The sequence below is a fragment of the Saccharopolyspora griseoalba genome (genome assembly GCF_042665275.1).
Taxonomy (GTDB): Bacteria; Actinomycetota; Actinomycetes; order Mycobacteriales; family Pseudonocardiaceae; genus Saccharopolyspora; species Saccharopolyspora griseoalba.
Window position 1 is genome coordinate 74010 of the sequence record NZ_JBHTCJ010000007.1, and the last position, 22827, is coordinate 96836.

General features: G+C 73.7%; 21 protein-coding genes. 17 read left to right on the plus strand and 4 right to left on the minus strand.

Features of this window, described 5'->3' with window-relative positions; translation table 11 throughout:
- Window positions 1–13: 13 nt before the first annotated feature.
- The 7 genes from ACFQRI_RS15035 (at window position 14) to ACFQRI_RS15065 (ending at window position 7323) form a co-directional block, all read left to right on the plus strand.
- The gene (locus ACFQRI_RS15035) at window positions 14–205 is read left to right on the plus strand and encodes a bacteriophage holin (RefSeq protein WP_380669369.1); all 192 of its coding nucleotides are present in this window, start codon (window positions 14–16) and stop codon (window positions 203–205) included.
- Window positions 206–287: 82 nt separating this feature from the next.
- Window positions 288–563 (plus strand): Sec-independent protein translocase subunit TatA, encoded by a 276-nt coding sequence (tatA, locus tag ACFQRI_RS15040; RefSeq protein WP_380668897.1) that lies wholly within the window; start codon window positions 288–290, stop codon window positions 561–563.
- 20 nt (window positions 564–583) lie between these two features.
- Window positions 584–1534: a twin-arginine translocase subunit TatC gene (tatC, locus tag ACFQRI_RS15045; protein WP_380668899.1), complete on the plus strand. Its 951-nt coding sequence runs from the start codon at window positions 584–586 to the stop codon at window positions 1532–1534.
- Between the two features lie 83 nt (window positions 1535–1617).
- Window positions 1618–2502 carry a diacylglycerol/lipid kinase family protein gene (locus ACFQRI_RS15050; RefSeq protein ID WP_380669371.1) on the plus strand — a complete coding sequence of 295 codons (885 nt, stop codon included), beginning with the start codon at window positions 1618–1620 and terminating at the stop codon, window positions 2500–2502.
- A 72-nt stretch (window positions 2503–2574) separates the two neighbouring features.
- Window positions 2575–5376, plus strand: coding sequence for a DEAD/DEAH box helicase (locus ACFQRI_RS15055; RefSeq protein ID WP_380668901.1), 2802 nt, complete (start codon window positions 2575–2577; stop codon window positions 5374–5376).
- A gap of 167 nt (window positions 5377–5543) precedes the next feature.
- On the plus strand, window positions 5544–6071 hold the full coding sequence (locus ACFQRI_RS15060; RefSeq protein WP_380668903.1) for a DUF4333 domain-containing protein: 528 nt from the start codon (window positions 5544–5546) through the stop codon (window positions 6069–6071).
- A 61-nt stretch (window positions 6072–6132) separates the two neighbouring features.
- Window positions 6133–7323 carry a GNAT family N-acetyltransferase gene (locus ACFQRI_RS15065; protein WP_380668905.1) on the plus strand — a complete coding sequence of 397 codons (1191 nt, stop codon included), beginning with the start codon at window positions 6133–6135 and terminating at the stop codon, window positions 7321–7323.
- A 709-nt stretch (window positions 7324–8032) separates the two neighbouring features.
- On the opposite strand, the gene ACFQRI_RS15070 is transcribed toward ACFQRI_RS15065, so the two are convergent.
- Window positions 8033–8950, minus strand: a complete 918-nt coding sequence (locus tag ACFQRI_RS15070) for a 5'-3' exonuclease (RefSeq protein ID WP_380669373.1) — start codon at window positions 8948–8950, stop codon at window positions 8033–8035.
- A gap of 65 nt (window positions 8951–9015) precedes the next feature.
- Window positions 9016–10650 carry a putative PEP-binding protein gene (locus tag ACFQRI_RS15075; RefSeq protein WP_380668907.1) on the minus strand — a complete coding sequence of 545 codons (1635 nt, stop codon included), beginning with the start codon at window positions 10648–10650 and terminating at the stop codon, window positions 9016–9018.
- A gap of 110 nt (window positions 10651–10760) precedes the next feature.
- Between ACFQRI_RS15075 and ACFQRI_RS15080 the strand changes: the two genes are divergently transcribed.
- The 7 genes from ACFQRI_RS15080 to ACFQRI_RS15110 all read left to right on the plus strand — a co-directional run bounded on the left by ACFQRI_RS15080 (window position 10761) and on the right by ACFQRI_RS15110 (window position 16435).
- Window positions 10761–11522, plus strand: coding sequence for a DeoR/GlpR family DNA-binding transcription regulator (locus ACFQRI_RS15080; protein ID WP_380668909.1), 762 nt, complete (start codon window positions 10761–10763; stop codon window positions 11520–11522).
- Window positions 11519–12463 (plus strand): 1-phosphofructokinase, encoded by a 945-nt coding sequence (gene pfkB / locus ACFQRI_RS15085; protein WP_380668911.1) that lies wholly within the window; start codon window positions 11519–11521, stop codon window positions 12461–12463. The genes ACFQRI_RS15080 and pfkB overlap by 4 nt, the downstream gene beginning before the upstream one ends.
- Window positions 12460–12912 (plus strand): PTS sugar transporter subunit IIA, encoded by a 453-nt coding sequence (locus ACFQRI_RS15090; RefSeq protein ID WP_380668913.1) that lies wholly within the window; start codon window positions 12460–12462, stop codon window positions 12910–12912. Before pfkB ends, ACFQRI_RS15090 begins: the two co-directional genes overlap by 4 nt.
- Window positions 12909–14378 (plus strand): PTS fructose transporter subunit IIC, encoded by a 1470-nt coding sequence (locus ACFQRI_RS15095; protein WP_380668915.1) that lies wholly within the window; start codon window positions 12909–12911, stop codon window positions 14376–14378. Before ACFQRI_RS15090 ends, ACFQRI_RS15095 begins: the two co-directional genes overlap by 4 nt.
- 37 nt (window positions 14379–14415) lie before the next feature.
- Window positions 14416–14691 (plus strand): HPr family phosphocarrier protein, encoded by a 276-nt coding sequence (locus ACFQRI_RS15100; protein WP_380668917.1) that lies wholly within the window; start codon window positions 14416–14418, stop codon window positions 14689–14691.
- A 146-nt stretch (window positions 14692–14837) separates the two neighbouring features.
- Window positions 14838–15968: a M24 family metallopeptidase gene (locus ACFQRI_RS15105; RefSeq protein ID WP_380668919.1), complete on the plus strand. Its 1131-nt coding sequence runs from the start codon at window positions 14838–14840 to the stop codon at window positions 15966–15968.
- A gap of 26 nt (window positions 15969–15994) precedes the next feature.
- Window positions 15995–16435, plus strand: a complete 441-nt coding sequence (locus ACFQRI_RS15110; protein WP_380669375.1) for an Lrp/AsnC family transcriptional regulator — start codon at window positions 15995–15997, stop codon at window positions 16433–16435.
- A 28-nt stretch (window positions 16436–16463) separates the two neighbouring features.
- On the opposite strand, the gene ACFQRI_RS15115 is transcribed toward ACFQRI_RS15110, so the two are convergent.
- Window positions 16464–17519 carry a GDSL-type esterase/lipase family protein gene (locus tag ACFQRI_RS15115; protein WP_380668921.1) on the minus strand — a complete coding sequence of 352 codons (1056 nt, stop codon included), beginning with the start codon at window positions 17517–17519 and terminating at the stop codon, window positions 16464–16466.
- 140 nt (window positions 17520–17659) lie between these two features.
- Between ACFQRI_RS15115 and ACFQRI_RS15120 the strand changes: the two genes are divergently transcribed.
- The 3 genes from ACFQRI_RS15120 to hrpB all read left to right on the plus strand — a co-directional run bounded on the left by ACFQRI_RS15120 (window position 17660) and on the right by hrpB (window position 22415).
- A complete protein-coding gene (locus tag ACFQRI_RS15120) occupies window positions 17660–18202 on the plus strand; it encodes an FxsA family protein (RefSeq protein WP_380668923.1) in 543 nt (180 codons plus the stop codon).
- Between the two features lie 168 nt (window positions 18203–18370).
- Window positions 18371–19990 carry an amidohydrolase gene (locus ACFQRI_RS15125; protein ID WP_380668925.1) on the plus strand — a complete coding sequence of 540 codons (1620 nt, stop codon included), beginning with the start codon at window positions 18371–18373 and terminating at the stop codon, window positions 19988–19990.
- The gene (gene hrpB / locus ACFQRI_RS15130; protein ID WP_380668927.1) at window positions 19974–22415 is read left to right on the plus strand and encodes an ATP-dependent helicase HrpB; all 2442 of its coding nucleotides are present in this window, start codon (window positions 19974–19976) and stop codon (window positions 22413–22415) included. The genes ACFQRI_RS15125 and hrpB overlap by 17 nt, the downstream gene beginning before the upstream one ends.
- Here hrpB and ACFQRI_RS15135 read toward each other — a convergent pair.
- Window positions 22412–22819 carry a hypothetical protein gene (locus ACFQRI_RS15135; protein WP_380668929.1) on the minus strand — a complete coding sequence of 136 codons (408 nt, stop codon included), beginning with the start codon at window positions 22817–22819 and terminating at the stop codon, window positions 22412–22414. The genes hrpB and ACFQRI_RS15135 overlap by 4 nt on opposite strands.
- Window positions 22820–22827: the final 8 nt, after the last annotated feature.

Genomic DNA, 22827 nt, shown 5'->3' on the forward strand with positions numbered 1-22827 from the left:
CCGCGTGCCGTACGTGTGGACTCTTGTTCTGCTCGCCGTGGGTCTGATCCTGCTGGTGTGGCTGCTGGTTCGGTCGTTCCTGGACATTCGCCGGTTCAGGGCCGTGCAGCGGCAGGTGGCGCGCGAGATCGGGGATCGGAGCGGCCTGGTAAAGGCCCGGGTCGCCGGTCTGAAGGTCGCGTTCGCGCAGCGCCGCCGCAGCTGACGAGAAGCAGAAGACGGCCTATTTGCCGGACCCTGTCCCGCGTACCATTGCGCTAGCAGGGACATCACGAAAGGTTGGAAGGATGCCAACTTTGCCAGGTGGCTGGGAACTGGTCCTGATCGTCTTGGTCCTGGTGCTGCTGTTCGGCGCCACCAAGTTGCCGCAGATGGCCCGTTCGCTCGGCCAGTCGGCCCGGGTGTTCAAGGCCGAGGCGCGCGGCATGAAGGCCGACGAGGAGAAGGCCAAGCAGGCCACGGCCGAGAAGGAGCAGAAGCCGGAGCTGACCTCGGGTGAGCCCGGTCCGCCGCCGGCCGCTTCCACGGTCGAGGACAAGCAGCAGAACGAGCAGAAGAACTGACCGAGAACGGGGAAAACGAGGTGGGTGCAAGTCCACTCAGCCGTCTGAACCCGTTCCGCGGTGATCGTCGTCGTTGGGGTCGCAGGCACAACCCCGACGGCACCATGACGCTCGTCGACCACCTCTTCGAGCTGCGCTACCGGCTCGGGGTGGCGATGACGGCCGTGATCATCGGCGCCGTCGTCGGGTTCATCTGGTTCTCCAGCGCGCCGTTCGGCTGGCCGACATTGTCGGACGTGCTGCTCCGGCCCTACTGCCAGCTCCCGGCCGAGCAGCGATTGAGCCCGCACGGCAGCTGCCAGTTGCTGCAGACCGAGCCGTTCGAGATCTTCATGCTGCGCATGAAGGTCGGCCTGTCGGTGGGTGCGCTGCTGTTCAGCCCGGTGTGGCTCTACCAGCTGTGGGCGTTCATCACCCCCGGCTTGCACGCCAACGAGCGCAAGTTCGCCCGGACCTTCGTGTTCTTCGCGACGATCCTGTTCTGCGCGGGCGCCGTGATGGCCTACTTCGTGGTGCCCGAGGCGTTGACGTTCATGGCCGGCTTCGGCGGCGGGGCCTTCTTCACCGCGCTCAGCGGTGGCAAGTACATCAGCTTCGTGCTGCTGCTGCTGGTGATCTTCGGGGTGAGCTTCGAGCTGCCGCTGCTGCTGGTGATGCTCAACCGCGCCGGGATAGTCACCTACGACAAGCTGCGCAGCTGGTGGCGCGGCATGGTGTTCGCGCTGTTCGTGTTCGCCGCCGTGGCGACCCCGGGGCAGGACCCGTTCTCGATGCTCGCCCTGGCCGCGGCGCTGAGCGTGCTGTTCGCGGTCGCGATGGCGATCTGCCGCGGGCACGACCGGCGCAAGGCCAGGAAGCTCCAGGAGCAGGGCCTGACCGAGGAGGGACTGGACGAGGCGTCCAAGATCGACGACTCTCCCTCGGAGCTGGACCCCACGCCCTCGGCGATCAAGCACGACGACGTCACGTAGGCCCCGGCCGGTGCTGCGCGAGCCGAACTGAAGATCGACAGGGCCTGGCGGAACCGGGTGCCGGTGGGATTAGATGCGTGGCCATGCGCTGTGTCCTGGTGATCAATCCCGCGGCCGGTGGAGGCCTGACCGCGAAGGTGGTCGGCGAGCTCGTCGACCACCTTCGCGCTGTCTGCGAGGTGCGGACGGTCATGGCCACCTCCGCCGAGGGCACCGAGGCGGCCGTGCGACGCGCGGTGGCCGACGAGGCCGACGTGCTGGCCGTGGTCGGCGGCGACGGCGTCGCGCACCTGGCCGTGCAGGCCTGCGCGGAGTCCGAGACCGCGCTGGCGCTCCTTCCCGCGGGAACCGGCAACGACCTGGCCCGGGGGCTCGGCATCCCCCGCGAGCCGGTCGCGGCGGCCAGGGCGATGGCCGAGGCGATCGGCTGCGAGTCGCGGCGGCGCATCGATCTGGGCAAGGTCGCGGGCACCGGCTGGTTCGCCACCGTGCTGTGCGCCGGGTTCGACGCGGCGACCAACGCTCGCGCCAACCGGATGCGCTGGCCGCGCGGTCAGCGCCGCTACGACCTGGCGACGGCGCTGGAGCTGGCCGGACTGCGGCAGCAGCCGCTGCGGGTGGAGACCGAGGGCAAGCTGCTGGACCTGAACGCGACGCTGGTCGCCCTGGGCAACACGCCCTTCTACGGCGGCGGGGTCCCGGTGTGCCCGGGCGCCGATCCCGGCGACGGGCTCTTCGACGTGACCGTCGTGGGCGAGGTGTCGCGCCGCGAGCTGCTTCGCATCCTGCCCACGGTGCGCAGCGGGGGCCACGTGGCGCACCCGGCGGTCACCACGCTGCGGGCGAGCGCGGTGCGGCTGGGCGGCGACAACGGCTGGCTGGCCTTCGCCGACGGCGAGCCCCAGGCGCGGCTGCCGCTGACCGTGCGCAACGTGCCGGGGGCGCTGGACGTGATCGACCCGGTGTGAGTTGTGGCGCATCGCACTCGCGGCTCGGGCTCGGCTGAGACAGGCGTCGCCCCGATGTGAAAACCTGGGGACGTGGCTGCCAGCCGTTCCAACCCGACCCAGCTCTCGCCGGCCGACGCGTACGCGGCGCATTCCCGCCGGAGCGCTCATCCGAAACTGGCCGAGTTCATCGCGGGGCTGTCCTTCGAACTGGACCCCTTCCAGCAGACCGCCTGCCAGGCGCTGGAGACCGGGCGAGGGGTGCTGGTGTGCGCCCCGACCGGTGCGGGCAAGACCGTGGTGGGCGAGTTCGCCGTGCACCTGGCGCTGACGGAGGGGCGCCGGTGCTTCTACACCACGCCGATCAAGGCGCTGTCCAACCAGAAGTACGCCGATCTCTGCGAGCGCCACGGCAGTGAGGCGGTCGGCCTGCTCACCGGCGACACCTCGATCAACGGCGACGCCCAGGTGGTCGTGATGACCACCGAGGTGCTGCGCAACATGCTCTACGCGGGCTCGCGAGGCCTGGACCAGCTCGGCTACGTGGTCATGGACGAGGTGCACTACCTCGCCGACCGGTTCCGCGGCGCGGTCTGGGAGGAGGTCATCCTGCACCTGCCGGACTACGTGCAGGTCGCGAGCCTGTCGGCGACGGTGAGCAACGCCGAGGAGTTCGGCGAGTGGCTGCAGGAGGTGCGCGGCGACACCACCGTGGTGGTCGACGAGCACCGCCCGGTGCCGCTCTGGCAGCACATGCAGGTCGGACCGCGGATGTTCGACCTGTTCGGCGGTGAGACGGACGACCGCGAGCTCAAGATCAACGGTCATCTGCTGCGCCACACCCAGCAGCTGGCTCGCACCCACCTGCCGCAGCGCGGGCGCCGCGGTGGCCCGCAGGACAAGCGCAAGGGCCCGCGGCCACCGCGGTTCCACCCGCCGTCGCGGCTGGAGATGCTGACCAGCCTGGACTCGGCCGGACTGCTGCCGGCGATCGTGTTCATCTTCAGCCGCAACGGCTGCGACCAGGCCGTGTCGCAGTGCGTGCGGGCGGGCCTGCGGCTGACCTCCGAATCGGACGTCGAGCAGATCCGCGAGATCGTCGACGAGCGCACCGCCAACCTGCCCGAATCGGATCTGGCGGTGCTCGGCTTCTGGGAGTGGCGCGAGGCCCTGGAGCGCGGGGTGGCCGCCCACCACGCGGGTCTGCTGCCCGCGTTCAAGGAGACCGTCGAGGAGCTGTTCGTGCGCGGCCTGGTCAAGGCCGTGTTCGCCACCGAGACCCTCGCGCTGGGCATCAACATGCCCGCTCGCACCGTGGTGCTCGAGCGGCTGGTGAAGTTCAACGGCGAGTCGCACGTCGACCTCAGCCCCGGCGAGTACACGCAGCTCACCGGCCGCGCCGGGCGACGCGGCATCGACGTCGAGGGCCACGCGGTCGTGCTGTGGCAGCCGGGCATGGACCCCAAGCAGGTGGCCGGCCTCGCCTCCACGCGCACCTACCCGTTGCGCTCGTCGTTCCGCCCGGGCTACAACATGGCGGTCAACCTGGTGCAGCGAGTGGGCCGCGACGCGGCCCGGGACCTGCTGGAGCAGTCCTTCGCGCAGTTCCAGGCCGACCGGTCGGTGGTGGGCACGGCGCGCCGGGTGGAGCGCAACACCGAGGCCCTGGAGGGCTACGCCGAGGCGATGCACTGCCACCTCGGCGACTTCGGCGAGTACTTCGAGCTGCGCAAGCGCATCAACCAGCGCGAGAAGGAGCTGTCCAAGCAGAACCGGCAATCCCGGCGCGCGGAGGCGGCCAAGTCCTTGGAGAAGCTCCGCAAGGGCGACGTGATCGCCGTGCCCGCGGGACGCCGGGCGGGGTTGGCCGTGGTGATCGACCCGGGTCTGGAACCGCTGGGCGAGCCGCGGCCCCTGGTGGTCACCGAGGACCGCTGGTCGGGCAGGCTCTCGGTCGCCGACTTCACCTCGCCGGTCGAGGCGCTGGGCAAGCTCAAGCTGCCCAAGCACGTCGACACCCGGTCTCCGAAGTCCCGCCGGGATCTGGCCTCGTCGCTGCGCAACACCGGGCTGAGCTCCGCGGACAACCGCGGCAGGCGGCGGTCGAACCCCTCCGACGACGAGGAGCTGGCCACGCTGCGCCGGGCGATGAAGGCCCACCCCTGCCACGGCTGCGACGAGCGGGAGGCGCACGCGCGCTGGGCCGAGCGCTACGAGCGGTTGCGCGTCGAGAACGAGGGCCTGCGTCGCAAGGTCAGCAGCACCACGCACTCGCTGGCCCGGTCGTTCGACCGCATCGTGGCGCTGCTGACCGAACGCGACTACCTGCCGCCCACCGAGGGCAAGCCGGGGGAGGAACCCGGCACGCAGGCCGCGCAGGTCACCGAGCACGGCCGCAGGCTCTCCCGGCTCTACAGCGAGTCCGACCTGCTGGCGGCGGAGTGCCTGCGGGTGGGTGTCTGGCGCGATCTGGGCGCCCCCGAACTCGCCGCCGTGGTGTCCGCGCTGGTCTACGAGTCGCGCCGGGAGGGGCTGGCGCCCCAGGTGCCGTCCGGTTCGATCACCGAGGCGCTGGACGCGACCTGGCGGCTGTGGGCCGAGCTGGAGGACGACGAGCGCAGGCACAAGCTGGGCCGCACGCGCGAGCCCGACGCCGGGTTCGCCTGGCCGGTGTTCCGCTGGGCCCGCGGCGAGTCCCTCGAGAAGGTGCTGACCACCGCCGAGGACAGCGGGCACGAGCTCTCCGCCGGGGACTTCGTGCGCTGGTGCAGGCAGGTCGTGGACCTGCTGGACCAGATCCGCGACGTGGTGGGCACCGCTGAGCCGGTGGGCGCGGCCGCGGCCAAGGCGGTCACCGCGATCCGCCGCGGCGTGGTGGCTGCCGGGGGCGTGTGACGGTCCGGGGCTGTCCACGCCCGCGTCCCGCTGTGGTTGGATCGTTGACCGTCGGCTCACGCCCGAGAGCTCTTCCGGAGGTGCCAATGTCGTCCCCCTACGGCCCGCAAGGGGGTTACCCCCAGTGGGGGCAGCAGCCGCAGGGGCCCGGGATGCAACCTGGTGGGATGCCGCCGGGGTACCCGCCGTCGGGCGGGTACGCCCCGCAGCAGCCGCCGCAGGCCCCGCCGCCGCAGCAGCCCGCACCGCAGGCACAACCCCAGCAGCCGCCGCAGGCCCCGCCGCAACCGCAGCAGCAGTACGGTTACGGCCAGCCGCAGCCGTTCTACCCCTCGCCGGGTGGCTTCGGCTTCCAGCCGGAGCCACCGCGCAAGAAGCGCAAGGCGCTGCCGTGGGTGCTCGGCGGTCTCGGCGGGCTGCTCGTGATCGCCGTGGTGTGCGTGCTCGGTTTCATCACGCCCGGGTGGTTCGTGAGCTCGGTGTTCGACGCCGGCAGCGTGCAGAAGGGCGTCGAGCAGACGCTCAAGGACTCCTACGGCATCCCGGGCGTTTCCGGGGTGACCTGCCCGGACGGCCAGGAGGTCGAGCCCGGCAACAGCTTCCAGTGCCAGGTCCGGGTCGACGGCCAGGACAAGACCGTCACGATCACGGTCAAGAACGCCGAAGGGGTCTACGAGGTCGGCCACCCGAAGTGATCCGGTGCGCGACCGGAAAACCGGTCGCGCACCCGCGGGTGCGCCCGGCACGATCGGGCGCGTGAGCGATCCCGATGTGCGAGTGCTGACCGAATCCGAGTACCGGGCCGCGAGCGACCTGTTCCTGCAGACGCTCCTGGTCGCCCCGATGGACGACGAGCGCTGGGCGGGGACCAAGGACCGCTACGAGGCCGGAAGGGTGCTCGGCGCCCACGTCGACGGGGAGCTCGTCGGCACCGTGATGTCGATGTCCAACGACCTGACCGTTCCCGGCGGGCGGCGGGTACCCGCGGCGGCCGTGACCGGGGTCGGCGTGCGCGCGGACCGGACCCGCCGGGGGCTGCTCACCGCGCTGATGCGCGAGCAGCTCGACGACGCCGCGGCGCGCGGCGAGGTCGTCGCGATGCTGCACGCCAGCGAGGCGGTCATCTACGAGCGCTTCGGCTACGGCCCGGCCACCCGGTGCCGCGAGGTCGAGATCGACCGCGGCCGAGCCCGGTTGCGCGAGACCGCGCCGCGCGGCGGCCGGGTCCGGATCCTGCCGCGCGAGCAGGCGGGCGAGCGAATGCGCGCGCTGTACCAGGCCTGCCGGGACGACCGGGCGGGGCTCATCGACCGGCCGGACGCCTGGTGGCCGGCCCGCAAGCAGCACCGGACCGGCAAGGGCGCCACCGTCGCGGTGCACTCCGACGAGTCGGGTGCGGACGACGGGTACGTGCTCTACGAGCCCGCGAAATCGGCTGATTCGCTCGAGGTCTACGACCTCGTGGCCGCCGACGCGACCGCAGCCGCCGAGCTGTGGCGGTTCCTGTTCGGCGTCGACCTCGTCGGCTCGATCAACGGCCACGAGCGCCCGCTCGACGAACCGATCGAGTGGTTGCTCGCCGACTCGCGGGCCTGCCGCACCACCAACGTCGGGGACGACCTGTGGTTGCGGCTGCTCGACGTGCCGACCGCTCTGCGCGCTCGCAGCTACGGCCCGGGCGACCCGGTGGTGATCGAGGTCCGCGACGCGTTCCTGCCCGCCAACGCGGGGCGGTACCGCATCACCGCGCAGGGCGCCGAGAGCACCGATGCGGCACCGGACCTCGGCCTCGACGTGGCGGTTCTGGCGGTGGTCTACCTCGGCGACCGCCGCGTCACCGATCTCGCCGCCGCCGGCCTCGTCGAGGAGCGCACGCCGGCATCGGCGGCCGCGGCCGACGCGCTGTTCGTCACGGCGCGGAGCCCGTGGTGCGGCACGGGCTTCTAGGGTGCGCATCGAAGCCGTCCTGATCGGCGGTGCGGGTGGGAGAACCTCAGCGGCCTCCCGGGCTCGCGCGTCGTTCCTCGTGCGTGCCGATCCGCGGCGTCACGACGTGCTCGCCGCGAAGCCGCTGAGAACCTCCGGCGGCGCGAGCTGCTCGCCGGCTCACCGAAAGAGGTTCGACGCGATCCCTAGCGTTCTCGTATGTCCACTCTGGAGTTTTCAAGCTGCGAGCCCGCGTCGAGGCGCTTCGGTCCGGTCGGCCGCCACCGCACCGACGGCCGGTGAAAGTGGTCGCGTCACGGGGAATCCGGCGCTCGGGCTCGCGCTCGTGGAGCGATTCCGGAGCGCGATCGGCTCGCGATCCGGCGGGCGTGCTCGGGGGTGCTGATCGGGAGCGTGGTGAACAGCGTACTGGGGACGGTGCTGAATCCGGTTGCCATGCACCGAGCATGACATCGATCAAACAGAGTTTCGATCGCTCGGTGGAGTGATTGATGGCGGACGTGTTCGAAATCCGGTGCCGCTGAACCGAATCGGGCCGTAGTCGATCCTCGACTCCGCAGCTCCCATGCCCCGCAATCGATTTCCCGACTCGCCGTCGGCGTGTCGGGACGGGGTCGCTCCGGACGTCGAGGCGCTCAGCGGGGAGCGGAGAAGCGCAGGGCCCGACACGCCGGTGGCGAGTCGGGCCCTGCGGAACGGCTGCGAGGGCTCAGCCCTCCAGCGCGGTGATGAGCCGGTCGATGCTCGCGCCCAGGCCCCAGGTCGACTGCAGTTCGCGCAGCCGGGCCACGTCCGCCGCGCCCCGCGGCAGGGCATCGCCCTCCCGGTCGGCGACGACCGGGGCGTCGCGCACCACGCGGACCACCGCGGGCGCGGCGGCGAGGTACTGCGCGGCCTCGGCCAGCTTCTCCCGGTTCCGGGGCGTCACCCGCTTGTCCCCGGAGGTCGCGCCGGCCAGCAGCGCATCCAGCGACCCGAACTGCGTGATCAGCTTCGCCGCGGTCTTCTCGCCGATCCCGGCCACGCCCGGCAGGCCGTCCGAGGGGTCGCCGCGCAGGATCGCCATGTCGGCGTAATCGTCGCCCGCGCGCTCGACGGTCAGCGCGTACTTCTCGGCCAGCTCCGCCGGTCCGTAGTCCTGCGCCTTGTTCAGCCCGGCCCCGATGTAGATCACCCGGATCTGGGGCTCGGCGCGGACCAGCTGGAACAGGTCGCGGTCGCCGGTGACCACCTCCACCGGATCGGTGCGCTCGCGGTCGGCCAGCGCGCCGATGACGTCGTCGGCCTCGTAGCCCTCGGCCTCGGCGGTGGTGATGCCCGCCGCGTCGAGGACCTCCAGGATCACCGGGATCTGCGGCGAGAGCGCATCCGGGACCTCCTCGGCATCCGAGTCCTCCTCGGCCACCCGGTGGGTCTTGTACGACGGCAGCGCCCGCACGCGGAACTCCGGGCGCCAGTCGTTGTCCAAGCACGCCACCAGCCGCGACGGGCGGCGTTCGGAGATCAGCCGGGCGAGCATGTCGCAGAACCCGCGCACCGAGTTCACCGGCGTGCCATCGGGGGCGGTCAGCGAATCCGGCAGCGCGTAGTACGAGCGGAACCACAACCCTGCCGAGTCGACGAGCATGAGCGGACCAGTCACGCGTCCCAGCTTGTCACGCCCGCAGGCGCGCTCGCGCCCGACCTGCCCGGTCAGTCCCGCAACGCGGCGTTCGCGCGCTCGCGGGCCCCGGCGGCGCCACCTGCGCCGATCGCGGCCTCGGCCGCGCGCTGCCAGTCCGGCAGGGCGTGCTCGGCCAGCGCCGCGCCGACCGCGGGCAGCGCCGCCGCGGTCATCGACAGGCTGCTGACCCCCAGCCCGACCAGCACCCCGGCCAGCGCGGGGTCGGCGGCGGCCTCGCCGCACACGCCCACCGGCTTGCCCAGCTCGCCCGCGGCCCGGCCCAGCGCGGCGATCAGCCGCAGCAGCGCCGGCTGCCACGGGTCGTTGAGCGCGGCGAGCGCGCCGGTCATCCGGTCGGCGGCGCAGGTGTACTGGGCCAGGTCGTTGGTGCCGATGCTGGCGAAGTCCACCTCGGCCAGCAGCTCCTCGGCGCACAGCGCCGCCGCGGGCGTCTCGACCATGACCCCGGCGCGGCTCGCGCCGGCCGCGCGGGCCCGCTCGGCGAACCACGCCGCTTCGTCCGGCGTGGCCACCATCGGTGCCATCACCGAGACCTCCGCTCCGGTCTCGGCGGCGGCCGAGACGATCGCGGCCAGCTGGCGGTCCAGCACCCCGGGGTGCTCGAAGGCGATGCGCAGCCCGCGCACCCCCAGCGCGGGGTTGGGCTCGGCCGCGCTCTCCAGGAACGGCAGCGGCTTGTCCGCCCCGGCGTCCAGCGTGCGCACCACGACCGGCTTGCCCGCGAAGGGGCGCAGCACCTCGGCGTAGGCCGCGCGCTGGGCGGCCTCGGACGGTTCGGTCGCCGCGTCCAGGAAGCAGAACTCGGTGCGGAACAACCCCGAACCCGCCGCCCCGGCTTCCAGGGCCGACTTCGCGTCGGCCGCGGAACCGACGTTGGCCAGCAGCTTCACCGGGTGCCCGTCGGAGGTGCCGCCGGCGCCGCGCCACCGGCGGTGGGTGCGCTCGGCGGCCTGCGGTGCGACGGCCTCGTCGACGAGCTCGACGGTTCCGGAGGCGCCGTCCACCCGGGCTCCGCCACCGGTTCCGGTGAGCACGCCGCGGGCGGCGACGACCGCGGGGATGCCCAGCGCGCGGGCCAGGATCGCGGTGTGCCCGGTCGGGCCGCCCTCCTCGGTCACCAGCGCCAGCACCAGATCGGGGTCGAGATCGGCGGTGTCGGCGGGGGCCAGGTCGCGGGCCAGCAGGACGCTCGGGCCCTCCGGGGCCGGCACTCCGGGCGCGACCGCGCCGGTCAGCTCGGCGACCACGCGGTCGCGCACGTCGTGCACGTCGCGAACCCGCTCGGCCAGGTAGCCGCCCGCGGCGGCCAGCGCATCGGCGAACTCGGCGGCTGCCTCGAACACCGCGCGCGGTGCGGGCAGCAGCCGCTCGGCGACGGCCCGTTCGGCCTTGTCCAGAAGCGCCGGGTCGGTGGCCATCGCCGCGGTCACCTCCAGCAGCGCCGCGGCCTCGCCGGCGGACGCCCCGGCGCGGTCGCGCAAGCGCCGGGCGACGGCCTCGGCGGCCGGGCGGATGCGCGCCGCCTCGGCCTCCGGGTCGGCGGGCCGCGGACCGCGATCCGGTTCGGGCAACCGGTCCGGAACCAACAACACCGGGCCCGCCGCCCGACCCGGGCTGACACCGACTCCCCGCAGCGTGGACATGCACCTCTCCCAACCGTGCCGAGGTTTCCCCCGTCTCAACGAAGCCTTGACAATATGACAACACAGGGCAGAATCAGGCAACACCAAACAGCAATCGGAGGAAAACGGGCATGTACGGGGCGGAGCGCCAGCAGCTGCTGGCGCAGCGGGCACGACGCGACGGGCGCATCGACGTCACCGCCGCGGCGGCCGAGTTCGAGGTGGCTCCCGAAACGATCCGCCGCGATCTCGCCGCGCTGGAACGGCAGGGGCTGCTGCGGCGCGTCTACGGCGGTGCCATCCCGGTGGAGCGGCTCGACTTCGAGCCCGGCGTCTCGTTGCGCGACCAGACCAACGCCGGGGACAAGGAGCGCATCGCCAAGGCCGCGTTCGACCAGGTCCCCGCCCGGGGCACGGTGCTGCTCGACGCGGGCACCACGACCGCCAGGCTGGCCGGTCTGCTGCCCGCCGACCGGGAGCTGACCGTGGTGACCAACTCGCTGCCCGCGGCCAACCAGCTGGCCACCCGCACCAACTACAACGTGCACCTGCTCGGCGGCCGGATCCGCGGCACGACGCTGGCCACCGTGGAGTCCTGGGCGCTGGACGTGCTGCGCGGGCTGACCGTCGACGTCGGGTTCTTCGGCACCAACGGCTTCTCGGTCGAGCGCGGGTGCACCACGCCGGACCCGGCCGAGTCCGCGGTGAAGGCCGCGATGGTGGCGGCCAGCCGCAAGCGGGTGCTGCTAGCCGACCACAGCAAGTACGGCGACGACCGGTTCAGCCGGTTCGCCGAGCTCGCCGAGATCGACGTGGTGATCACCGACGGCGGCCTCGACGAGGCCGCCGTCGACGAGATCAAGCGCACCGAGGCGGAGGTGGTGCTGGCGTGATCGTGACCGTGACGCCCAACCCCAGCCTGGACCGCACGGTGCAGGTCGACCGGCTCGACCCCGGCGAGGTGCACCGCGCCCGGCGGGTGCACCTCGATCCCGGCGGCAAGGGCGTGAACGTGGCGCGGGCGCTGGCCGCCGCCGGCGTTCCCACGCTGGCCGTGCTTCCCTCCGGGGGCGCCGAGGGCGCGCGGCTGGCCGAGCTGCTCGCGCCCGAAGCGGTGCCGGTGGTCGAGGTGCCGGTGCACGCGCCCACCCGCAGCAACATCGCGGTGGTCGAGTCCGACGGCACCACCAGCAAGTTCAACGAGCCCGGCCCGCAGCTGACCGCGGCCGAGGTCGCCGCGCTGGAGACCTCGGTGGCCGAGCTGGCCGGGCGCGCCGAGTGGCTGGTGACCTGCGGCAGCTTGCCCGACGGATGTCCGCAGGACCTGCACGCCCGCGTCGTGACCGCGGCGCGGGCCGCGGGGACCCGGGTCGCCGTCGACACCTCCGGCGCGCCGCTGGGGCTCGCCTGCCAGGCCGGGCCCGACCTGGTCAAGCCGAACCTCGCCGAGCTGGCCGAGGTCGCGGGCGGGCCGCTGCGCGATCTCGGCGACGTGCTCGACGTCGCCGACCGGCTGCGCGCCGGTGGCGTGGGCGCCGTGCTGGTCAGCCTCGGACGGCTGGGCGCGGTGCTGGTGGGTGCGAACGGCGCGCGGTACGCCACCGCTCGCGCCACCGAGGTGCGCAGCACGGTCGGAGCGGGCGATGCGATGCTCGCCGGATTCCTGCGCGCGAGCGGAACCGAGGAGGTCGCGCTGCGCAGCGCGGTCGCCTACGGCACGGCCGCGGTCGGGCTGGCGGGAAGCCGCATGCCCGGCCCGGACGACGTCCACCCGCAAGCGGTGCGGGTGGACGCAGTGGACAGAACAGTGAGCCTCAGCGGAGTGGCTGCATGACTACCGAACTGATCACCCAGGACCTCGTCGACCTGGACCTGACCGGCACCGACCGCGAAGCCGTGGTGCGCGACCTCGCGCAGCGGCTGGTCGACGCGGGGCGGGTCACCGACCTGGAGGCCTTCTTGGCCGACGTCGAGGCCCGCGAAGCGCAGATGCCCACCGGCCTGGAAGGCGGCATCGGCATCCCGCACTGCCGCTCGGCGGCGGTGACCGCGCCGTCGCTGGCCTTCGGCCGCAGCCGCTCCGGCGTCGACTTCGGGGCCGAGGACGGCCCCGCCAAGCTCATCTTCCTCATCGCCGCGCCGGAAGGCGGCGGGGACGAGCACATGAAGGTGCTGGCCGCGCTCGCCCGGCGACTGGTGCGCGCGGAGTTCAAGCGGACGCTGCTGGAAACCACCGACAGCGCCGCGCTGGCCGCCTACGTCAGCGAGGAGGTCGCGCCGTGAAGTACGTCGCCGTCACCGCCTGCCCGACCGGCATCGCGCACACCTACATGGCCGCCGAGGCCCTGGAGCAGGCCGCCAAGGACAACGGGGACGAGCTGCAGGTCGAAACCCAGGGTTCGGCCGGCTCGACCCCGCTGGCCGCCGAGGACATCCGGGCCGCCGACGCGGTGATCTTCGCCGCCGACGTCGGGGTGCGCGACCGCGAGCGCTTCGCGGGCAAGCCGGTCGTGGAGGCCTCGGTCAAGCAGGCCATCAACGACGCTCCCGGGCTGCTCGGGCGGGCCGCCGAGGCCGCCGGCGAGCCCGCGCCCGAACCCGGCGCCGCCCCGGCCGAGGAGGCCGAATCGGCGCTGGACAGCAAGGTCGTCCCCGGAGCCGGGTTCGGCAGCAGGCTGCGGCAGTGGCTGATGACCGGCGTGAGCTACATGATCCCGTTCGTGGCCGCAGGCGGTCTGCTGATCGCGCTGAGCTTCGCCCTCGGCGGTTACCAGATCACCGACGCGCCACCGGTCACCGACCACTTCGACGCCGCCAGCCTGACCTCCTGGGCCGCGCTGGCCAACCAGATCGGCTCGGCGGCCTTCGAGTTCCTGGTGCCGGTGCTGGCCGGGTTCATCGCCTTCGCCATCGCCGACCGGCCCGCCATCGCACCGGGTTTCGTCGGCGGTGCCATCGCGACCACCGTCGGAGCGGGGTTCCTCGGCGGGCTGGTGGCCGGTCTGCTGGCCGGTGCGGTCATCGCCGCGCTCAAGACCGTCAAGGTGCCGCGCGGCATCGCCGGGATCATGCCGGTCGTGGTGCTGCCGCTGGTGGGCACGCTGGTGGTCGGCGTGCTGATGTTCGTGGTCGTCGGCAAGCCGATCGCGCTGGCCATGTCCGGGCTCACCGACTGGCTCACCGGGCTGTCCGGGGCGAACGCGGCGCTGCTGGGCGCCCTGCTGGGCGCGATGATCGCCTTCGACATGGGCGGGCCGATCAACAAGGTCGCCTACACCTTCGCGGTGGGCGGCCTGAGCATCGGCGGCACGACCTCGCTGGAGATCATGGCCGCGGTGATGGCCGCGGGCATGGTCCCGCCGCTGGCGCTGGCCCTGGCCTCGGCGGTGCGCGGCAAGCTGTTCACCCCGGCCGAGCGCGCCAACGGGCGCACCGCGTGGTTGCTGGGCGCCTCGTTCATCACCGAGGGCGCGATCCCGTTCGCCGCGGCCGATCCGCTGCGGGTCATCCCGTCGGCCGTCATCGGCGCGGCCACCACCGGTGCGCTGTCGATGACCTTCGGCGCGACCCTGCGCGCCCCGCACGGAGGCATCTTCGTGACCCCGCTGGTGGGCAACCCGCTGCCGTACCTCGCGGCGATCGTGATCGGCACGCTGGTGTCGGCGGCGGCGGTGCTGCTGGCCAAGCAGTTCGGCCGCGCCGCCGCGCAGCCCGCCGCCGCGCCGGCCGAGACCGCGGTCGCCGCCTGAGAACCACCCAGTCCCCACGAACCCGAGAGGAAATCGCATGGAACGCCGCGTCCGCATCGCCGCCTCGGTCGGCCTGCACGCCCGCCCCGCCGCCCTGTTCGCCAAGGCCGCCGCGGCGCAGACCGAGAAGGTCACCATCGCCAAGGTCGTCGACGGGCAGGCCGGCGAACCGGTCGACGCCGCCAGCGTGCTGGGCCTGATGGGCCTGGGCGCGCACCACGGCGAGGAGGTCGAGCTCAGCTGCGCCGACGAGACCGCGCTCGACGAGCTGGCCGCCATGCTGGAGCAGGACCTGGACGCCACCCCGGCCTGAGCTCCGCGCGCCGCGTTCCGGCCTCGAACCGCACGCGGATCGAGGCCGGAACGCCTTCGGCCGGTGCCGCCTGGGTGGCGGTCTTCGATCTCGCCGCGCCGGACCGCGCGGGCGGCGGGCGCGCGGCCCGGGATTAGGCTTGGACCATGGCCACTGTCTCGTTGAAGCAGGATCCCGCCGTCCTCGCAGCCCGCCTGACCCGCGCTGCGGAGACCGCAGCCGCCTCCGATCTGGACGCGCTGCTGATCACCCCCGGATCCGACCTGCAGTACCTGCTGGGAGTCGGCGGGGAGTCGCACGAGCGGCTGAGCTGCCTGGTGCTGCCCGCGACCGGCAAGCCCGCGCTGGTGGTGCCCAAGCTCGAAGCCCCCGGCTACGCCGACGTCCCGCTGGCCGAACTCGGCATCGAGGTGGTGACCTGGGTCGACGGGCAGGACTCGCACGGCATGGTCGCCGACCTGCTCGGTTCGCCCGCGCGGATCGCGGTGGCCGACGCGATGCCCGCGCTGCACACCCTGCCGCTGCGCGGCGCGCTGCCCGGTGCCGAGCAGGTGCTGGCCTCCCCGGTGCTGCGCGAGCTGCGGATGCGCAAGGACGCCGCCGAGATCGCCGGGCTTCGCGAGGCCGGTGCCGCCATCGACCGCGTGCACGCGCGGATGGCCGAGTTCCTCAAGCCCGGTCGCACCGAAGCCGAGGTCGGGGCCGACATCACCGGGGCGATCCTGGCCGAGGGGCACACCGAGGCCGCCTTCGTCATCGTCGGCTCCGGGCCCAACGGCGCCAGCCCGCACCACTCGGTCTCCGACCGGGTCATCCAGCGCGGTGACGTCGTGGTCGTCGACATCGGCGGTCCGATCAGCAGCGGGTACAACTCCGACTGCACCCGCACCTACGCCGTCGGCGATCCCGGCGACGAGGTGCGCGAGACCTACGCGGTGCTGCAGGCCGCGCAGCGCGCCGCCGTGCGTGCCGTGCGCCCGGGGGCGACCGCGGAGTCCATCGACGCCGCCGCCCGCGAGCCGATCGCCGCGGCCGGGTTCGGCGAGAACTTCGTGCACCGCACCGGGCACGGCATCGGCCTGGACGTGCACGAGGAGCCCTACATCGTGGGCGGCAACGAGCTGCCGCTGGAGGAGGGCATGGCCTTCAGCGTCGAGCCCGGCATCTACCAGCAGGGCACGTGGGGCGCCCGCATCGAGGACATCGTCATCGTCACCGCGGACGGAGTCGAGAGCGTGAACAACCAACCGCACGAGCTGGTGGTGCTACCCGCGTGAACGACAGGACGAGCGCAACGGCCGCGTTGGAGGCCACCGACCGGGCGATCCTGCGCGAGCTCGCGTGGGACGGCCGGTGCAGCTTCACCGACCTCGCCGAACGAGTCGGGCTGAGCGTGTCGGCCGTGCACCAGCGGGTGCGGCGGCTCGAACAGCGGGGAGCCCTGCAGGGCTACACCGCCAAGGTCGACGGCGACCAGATCGGGTTGCCGCTGACCGCGTTCATCTCGCTGACCCCGATCGACCCGGCGGCCCCGGACGACTACCCGCAGCGCCTGGAACACCTGCCGCAGATCGAGTCCTGCTACTCGGTGGCCGGCGACGAGTCCTACATCCTGCAGGTGCGGGTGGAATCCCCGCTGGGCCTGGAGGAGCTGCTGCGCCAGATCCGCGAGGCGGCCAAGGTCTCCACCCGCACCACCGTCGTGCTGTCCACGCCGTTCGAGAACCGCCCGCCGGCGATCTAGGAAGGTTTCGCGTGGCGGTGCGTCGCGGTTAGCGCGTCTCGCTGGCCGGTACGGCGTGCAGGTCGCCGCGCTCGTCGGGGAGGCAGGCCGCGCGGCGGTCCTCGGTGGCCATGAACTCGCCGAGGCAGCTGGCGATCTGGGCGTGCCCGGCGGCGTTGGGGTGGAACGACTCCTGCATCGCGTGCGGGGCGCGGCGGTCGTCCTGCAGGCTCTCCCAGTCGACGGTCAGGCGGGTGAACCACTCGCCCTCGGCCGTCCGGGGGTCGCCGGTGCAGGCCTCGTGCCCGCGCCCGGCCCGGGAGAGGTCCAGGAACCGCGCCCCGGCCTCGCGCGCGGCCGCCTGCAGGCCCGCCGACAGTTGCGGCACCCCGGTGTCGCGGATCCAGGCCATGTCGGTGGTCTGGAACGGGCAACCGGACAGCCCGTGCAGCTCCGGCCGGATCCCCGGGCCCACCGGCGAGGCGTAGGACTGCAGGATCAGCGAGTAGCTCGCCGGGGTGTAGCCGGCCTCGTCGAGCACCCGGCGGATGTCGCCGAGCGCGGCCAGCACCTTCGGCCGCATCTGCGCGACGTGCTGAGGCCAGGACTCGCGCAGCTGCGCCGAGCAGCCCTCCTCCGCGCGCCGCACCCAGGCCTCCACGCACCGGTTGACCGTGTCGATGAAGTCCGGGTCGTCGTTGGCGCCCACGGCCACCACGACGTCGGTGATCCGGTAGCGGCGGGCCAGCTCGCCCAGCTGCTCGGCCTGCGACCGCTCCGGGCCGGGGACGATCTGCAGGTCGGCGGACCCGGCGCCCGAGCAGGCCAGGTTGATGCGGGTCACCGTGGGCGGCAGGTGCAGCTGGTTGACCGGCGCGGCGGGGGAGCGGTGGCACCAGTTGCCGTTCTCGCCGTTGGTGCCGCGTTCGTAGTTGCCCCCGCCTTCGCCGGAGAGGGTGGAGTCGCCGACGGTGACCACGGCGGCGGGCAGCTCGGCGGGCCGCTGGGGGAGGCCGGGCAGGTAGAGATCGCTGGTCAGCACCGCCAGCCCCAGCAGGACGGCGGCGACCAGGACGAGGAGTGATCTCGATTTGCGCGCCCGCATCACCTGGAGTCTACGAACCGCGCGCCGATCGCCCCGCACGGCAGGGGTGGATGTGACCGGACGTACCACTCGCCCCTTCTGGGAGAATTTTCGCCACCCCGTTCGTTGAACGGGTGACTGCTACTCGAGGGGTGTTGTGCGTGCGGGTCCTGTTGATCCTGCTGATCGCCGGGGTGGCCGAGATCTCGGTGCTGGCCGCGCTGGGCAACGCGATCGGTGCGCTGCCCACCATCGGCCTGCTGCTGGCCGCCGCGGCGCTGGGCGTGTGGTTGCTGCGCAGGGAAGGCCGCCGCACCTTGCGCGAGTTCACCGAGGCCGCGCGGATGCGCAGGCCCGCCGACAAGGAGATCTCCGACGGGATGCTGCTGGCCGCGGCCGGCGTGCTGATCGTCGTGCCCGGGTTCATCAGCGGCCTCGCGGGCCTGCTGCTGTTGCTGCCGCCGGTGCGGGCGGTGGTGCGCAAGCGCATGATCGCGGCCGCCGAGCGGCGCTCGGAGCGGATGCAGGACGACCTGTGGCTGCACCAGCAGCGGATGCGCGGGCAGGCGGGAAGGCCCGGCGACTTCATCGACGGCGAGGTCGTTACCGTCGACGAGGACCCGCCAGCTCCGGGGGTCGGGCCCACCATCCTGCCGCCGCGATCGGTGCAGGCCGAGCGCCTCGACGAGCCGCCGCGCCACTGATCCGGCCGACGTCACGTCAGCCCGCGGCCGGCGGCGGGTAAGCTCGCTTGAACGATCGTTGCCGGGGCGGGTCGGGGGCTCGTGTTCGATCGCGGGCTCATGCACCGCGAACCGTCCGGGAGCGAGGCTGCGCAGTTGAAACCCCGGAACGCGGAAAGCACGAAGGACATGCCCGAGACCACGTTGTTGCTCGGCGGCCGAATCCACTCGCCCGCCGACGCCGCCGCCACCGCGATGGCCGTCACCGACGGCGTCGTCTCGTGGGTCGGCGCCGACGAGGTCGGCCGTGCGCTGCACCCCGATGCCAAGGTCGTCGACCTCGACGGCGCGTTCGTCGCGCCGGCCTTCGTCGACGCCCACGTCCACGCGACTTCCACCGGACTGCTGCTGCGCGGGCTGGATCTGACCGGCTGCGCATCGCTGACCGAGTTCCTGCACGCGCTGCGCGATCACGTGGCCGAGTACCCGGGCGCGCTGGTGTGGGGCCACGGCTGGGACGAGACCTGGTGGCCCGAGCGCAGGCCCCCGACGCGCGAGGAGATCGACACCGCCGCCGCGGGAGCCCCGGTATACCTCTCGCGCATCGACGTGCACTCCGCGCTGGTGTCGACCGCGCTGGTCGACCGGGCGCCGCTGGCCCGCGGCGCGGAGGGCTGGAGCGACGACGGCCCGCTGACCCGGGTGGCCCACCACCACGCGCGCCGCGCCGCCCGCGAGTCGCTGGGCTCCGGCCAGCGCAAGGAGGCGCAGCTGGCGTTCCTGCAGCAGGCCGCCTCGCGAGGGGTGGCCAGCGTGCACGAGTGCGCGGGCCCGGACATCTCCGGGGCCGAGGACCTCGCCGAGCTGCTGGCGCTCTCGCAGCAGGGCGGGGTGCCCGAGGTCGTGGGGTACTGGGGCGAGTTGGGCGCGGTCGAGCGGGCCGAGGAGCTCGGCGCCCGCGGGCTGGCCGGGGACCTGTTCGTCGACGGCGCGGTCGGTTCCCGCACCGCGGCGCTCGGCGAGCCCTACGCCGACGACCCGAGCACGTCCGGGGTGCTCTACCTCGACGCCGATGCGGTGGCCGAGCACCTGGTGACCTGCACCCGCGCGGGCCTGCAGGCGGGTTTCCACGTGATCGGCGACGCCGGGGTCGCCGAGGTCTGCGCCGGGTTCCGCAAGGCCGCCGAGATCGTCGGCGTGCCCGCGCTGGCCGCGGTGCGCCACCGCCTGGAGCACCTGGAGATGATCGACGAGGCGCAGGCCGCCGAGCTCGGCTCCTACGGCGTGGCCGCCTCGGTGCAGCCCCGCTTCGACTCCACCTGGGGCGGCACCGGCGACATGTACGCGCGGCGCCTCGGACTGCCGCGCGGCGGCCGGCTCAACCCGTTCTCGGCGCTGGCGGCCAACGGGGTGCTGCTCGCGCTCGGTTCGGACGCGCCGGTGACGCCGGTGGACCCGTGGCGCTCGGTGCAGGCCGCGGTCAACCACCGCACCGACGGCTTCGGCATCTCGCCGCGCGCGGCGTTCACCGCGCACACCCGCGGCGGTTGGCGCGCCGCGGGCGTCGACGACGGCGTGACCGGCAGCCTGGTTCCCGGCGCTCCCGCGACCTACGCGGTGTGGGAGACCGGGGAGCTCGTGGTGGCCGCGCCGGATTCGCGGGTGCAGCGCTGGTCGACCGATCCGCGCGCGGGCGTGCCCGCGCTGCCCGACCTCTCGCCGGGCGCTCCGATGCCGCGCTGCCTGCGCACGGTGCTGCGCGGCCAGACGATCTACCAGCACGATCCCGCGGATGACGACCTCGTCTGACCGCTCGCCCGAGTTGCCCGACCTGCCGATCCGGCCGGTGCTCGGCGATGTGGTGTCCCAGCTGATCGAACGCGGCTCAGCGGTGCTGGTCGCCCCGCCGGGCACGGGCAAGACGACTCTGGTTCCGCTGGCGCTGGCCGAGGCCGGCCTGCGCGTGGTGGTCGCGGAACCGCGGCGGCTGGCCACCAGGGCCGCCGCGGCCCGGATGGCCGAGCTGCTGGGGGAGGAGGTCGGCGGGCGCGTCGGCTACTCGGTGCGCGGCGAGCGCAGGCGCGGCCGGGGCACGGTGATCGAGGTGGTCACCTCGGGGCTGCTGGTGCGCCGGTTGCAGTCCGATCCGGAGCTGGCCGGGGTGGACGTGGTGGTGCTCGACGAGTGCCACGAGCGGCACCTGGACGCCGACCTGCTGCTCGCGCTGCTGCTGGACGCGCGCGGTGGGCTGCGGCCGGACCTGAAGGTGCTGGCGACCTCGGCGACCGTGGCCGCCGAACGCGTGTCGGGGCTGCTCGACGACGCCCCGGTGCTGCACGCCGAGGCGCGCACGCACCCGGTGCGCACCGAGCACCTGCCGCCGCTGCGCGGCGAACGCGTCGAGGACACCGCCGCTCGCGCCACCCGCGCCGCGCTGTCCGAACAGGACGGTGACGTGCTGGTCTTCCTGCCCGGAGCGGGGGAGATCCGGCGCGTTTCCGAGCGGCTGTCCGATCTGTCCGATGTGGACGTGCTTCCGCTGCACGGCAGGCTGGCGCACGGCGAGCAGGACGCCGCGCTGCGGCCGGGCGCGCGGCGCCGCGTCGTGCTGGCCACCGCGGTCGCCGAGTCCAGCTTGACCGTGCCCGGCGTGCGCGCCGTGGTGGACTCGGGGCTGTCCCGGGTCTCCCGGGTCGACACCCGGCGCGGCCTCGCCGGCCTGGCGACGGTGCGGGTCTCGCGCGCGGTGGCCGAGCAGCGCGCCGGGCGAGCCGGACGGCAGGGACCGGGTGCGGTCTACCGGTGCTGGCCCGAGCACGAGCACGCCACCCTGCCCGCCTACCCCGAGCCGGAGATCCGCACCGCCGAGCTCACCAGGCTGGCCCTCGAACTCGCCTGCTGGGGAACCCCGGACGGCTCGGCGCTGTCCTGGTGGGACGCCCCGCCGGGCGGTGCGCTGGCCGCCGGGCGCGAGGTGCTGCGCGGTCTCGGCGCCCTCGACGGGTCGGGTTCGGTGACCGAGCGCGGCCGCCGTATGGCCGGGCTCGGCCTGCACCCGCGCTTGGCCCGCGCGCTGCTCGACGGCGCGCAGCTGGCCGGTTCCCGGACCGCCGCCGAGGTCGTCGCGCTGCTGGACGACGACACCGCCTCCGGCGAGACCGATCTGTCCGCCGCGCTCGCCCAGCTGCGCCGCGCGGGCAACAGGCGCTGGCGCGCCGAGGTCGAGCGGCTGCGCACCGCGGTCCCGGACACCCCGGGCAGCGGGGACGAGGCGCTGGTGGCGGCTCTGGCGCAGCCGGAGCGGCTCGCCCGGCGCCGCCACGCCGACTCGACGACCTACCTGATGGCCTCGGGAACCGCGGTGGAGCTGCCCGCGGGTTCGCCGCTGCGCGGCAGCGAGTGGCTCGCCGTGGCCATCGCCGACCGCAGCCCGGGGCGCTCCACCGGGACCGTGCGGCTGGCCGCGCCCGCCGACGAGGAACTCGCCCGCCGCGCCGCGCCCGCGCTGCTGTCCCAGACCGACGAGATCGCGTGGGACGGCGGTGACGTGCGCGCCGCGCGCACCGAACGGCTCGGCGCCGTCGAGCTGGCCAGCAGGCCGCTGGCCGATCCCGACCCGGCGCGCGTCCGCGCGGCGCTGCTCGACGGTCTGCGCACCACGGGACTCGCGCTGCTGGACTGGGACGACGACGCGCGGCGGCTGCGCCAGCGCATCGGCTTCCTGCACCGCGCGCTCGGCCAGGACTGGCCGGCCACCGACGACGAATCCCTGATCGAGGCCGCCGAGCACTGGCTCGAACCCGAGCTCTCCCGGGCGCGCACGCGCGCCGACCTGCGCCTGGACGCGGGCCAGCTGTTGCGCAGGCTCATGCCGTGGTCGGCGGCGGCCCGCTTCGACGAACTCGCGCCCGACCGCCTCGAAGTGCCCTCCGGCTCGAAGATCCGCCTCGACTACAGCGGCGAGGAACCCGCGCTGCCGGTCAAGCTCCAGGAGGTCTTCGGCTGGACCCGCGCACCCCGCATCGCCGACGGCCGGGTGCCGGTGGTCCTGCACCTGCTGTCCCCGGCAGGACGCCCGGCCGCGGTCACCGGCGACCTCGAATCCTTCTGGCGCACCGGCTATCCGCAGGTCCGCGCCGAGCTCCGCGGCCGCTACCCCAAGCACCCCTGGCCCGAAGACCCCACCACCGCAACCCCGACCCGCCGCACCAACCGCCGGAACGGCGGGCCCTAGCTGCCGAGCGCCACCGGCCCGCGCAGGGCGCTGACCGCCTCGAACCACGGGGCGAGGACCGGATCGCGGGGGTGCTCGCGGAGCTCGGCGTCGAGATCGGCCGCCGCGGCGAGCAGCGATGGCAGGCACTTGCGCGAGTCGCTGAGCGCGCCCAGACCACGTCCCACGGCTTCGTCGAGATCGCCGTTGCGCGCGGCGATCGCGCCCGAGGTCAGCTTCGCCTCGTTGCGCCGCATCGGTGCGCGCGCCGCACCGTCGGAAAGCGCGCAGCAGTCCAGCACCCGGTGGGCGAATTCGGTGGCGGCGTCGCGCACGTCCAGCGTCCGGTAGACGTCCACGGCGCAGAAGTCCGCCTTGGCCGGATCGATGACGAAGTGGTGGTCGGGATTGCCGGGCGCGGGCAAGCGTTCCA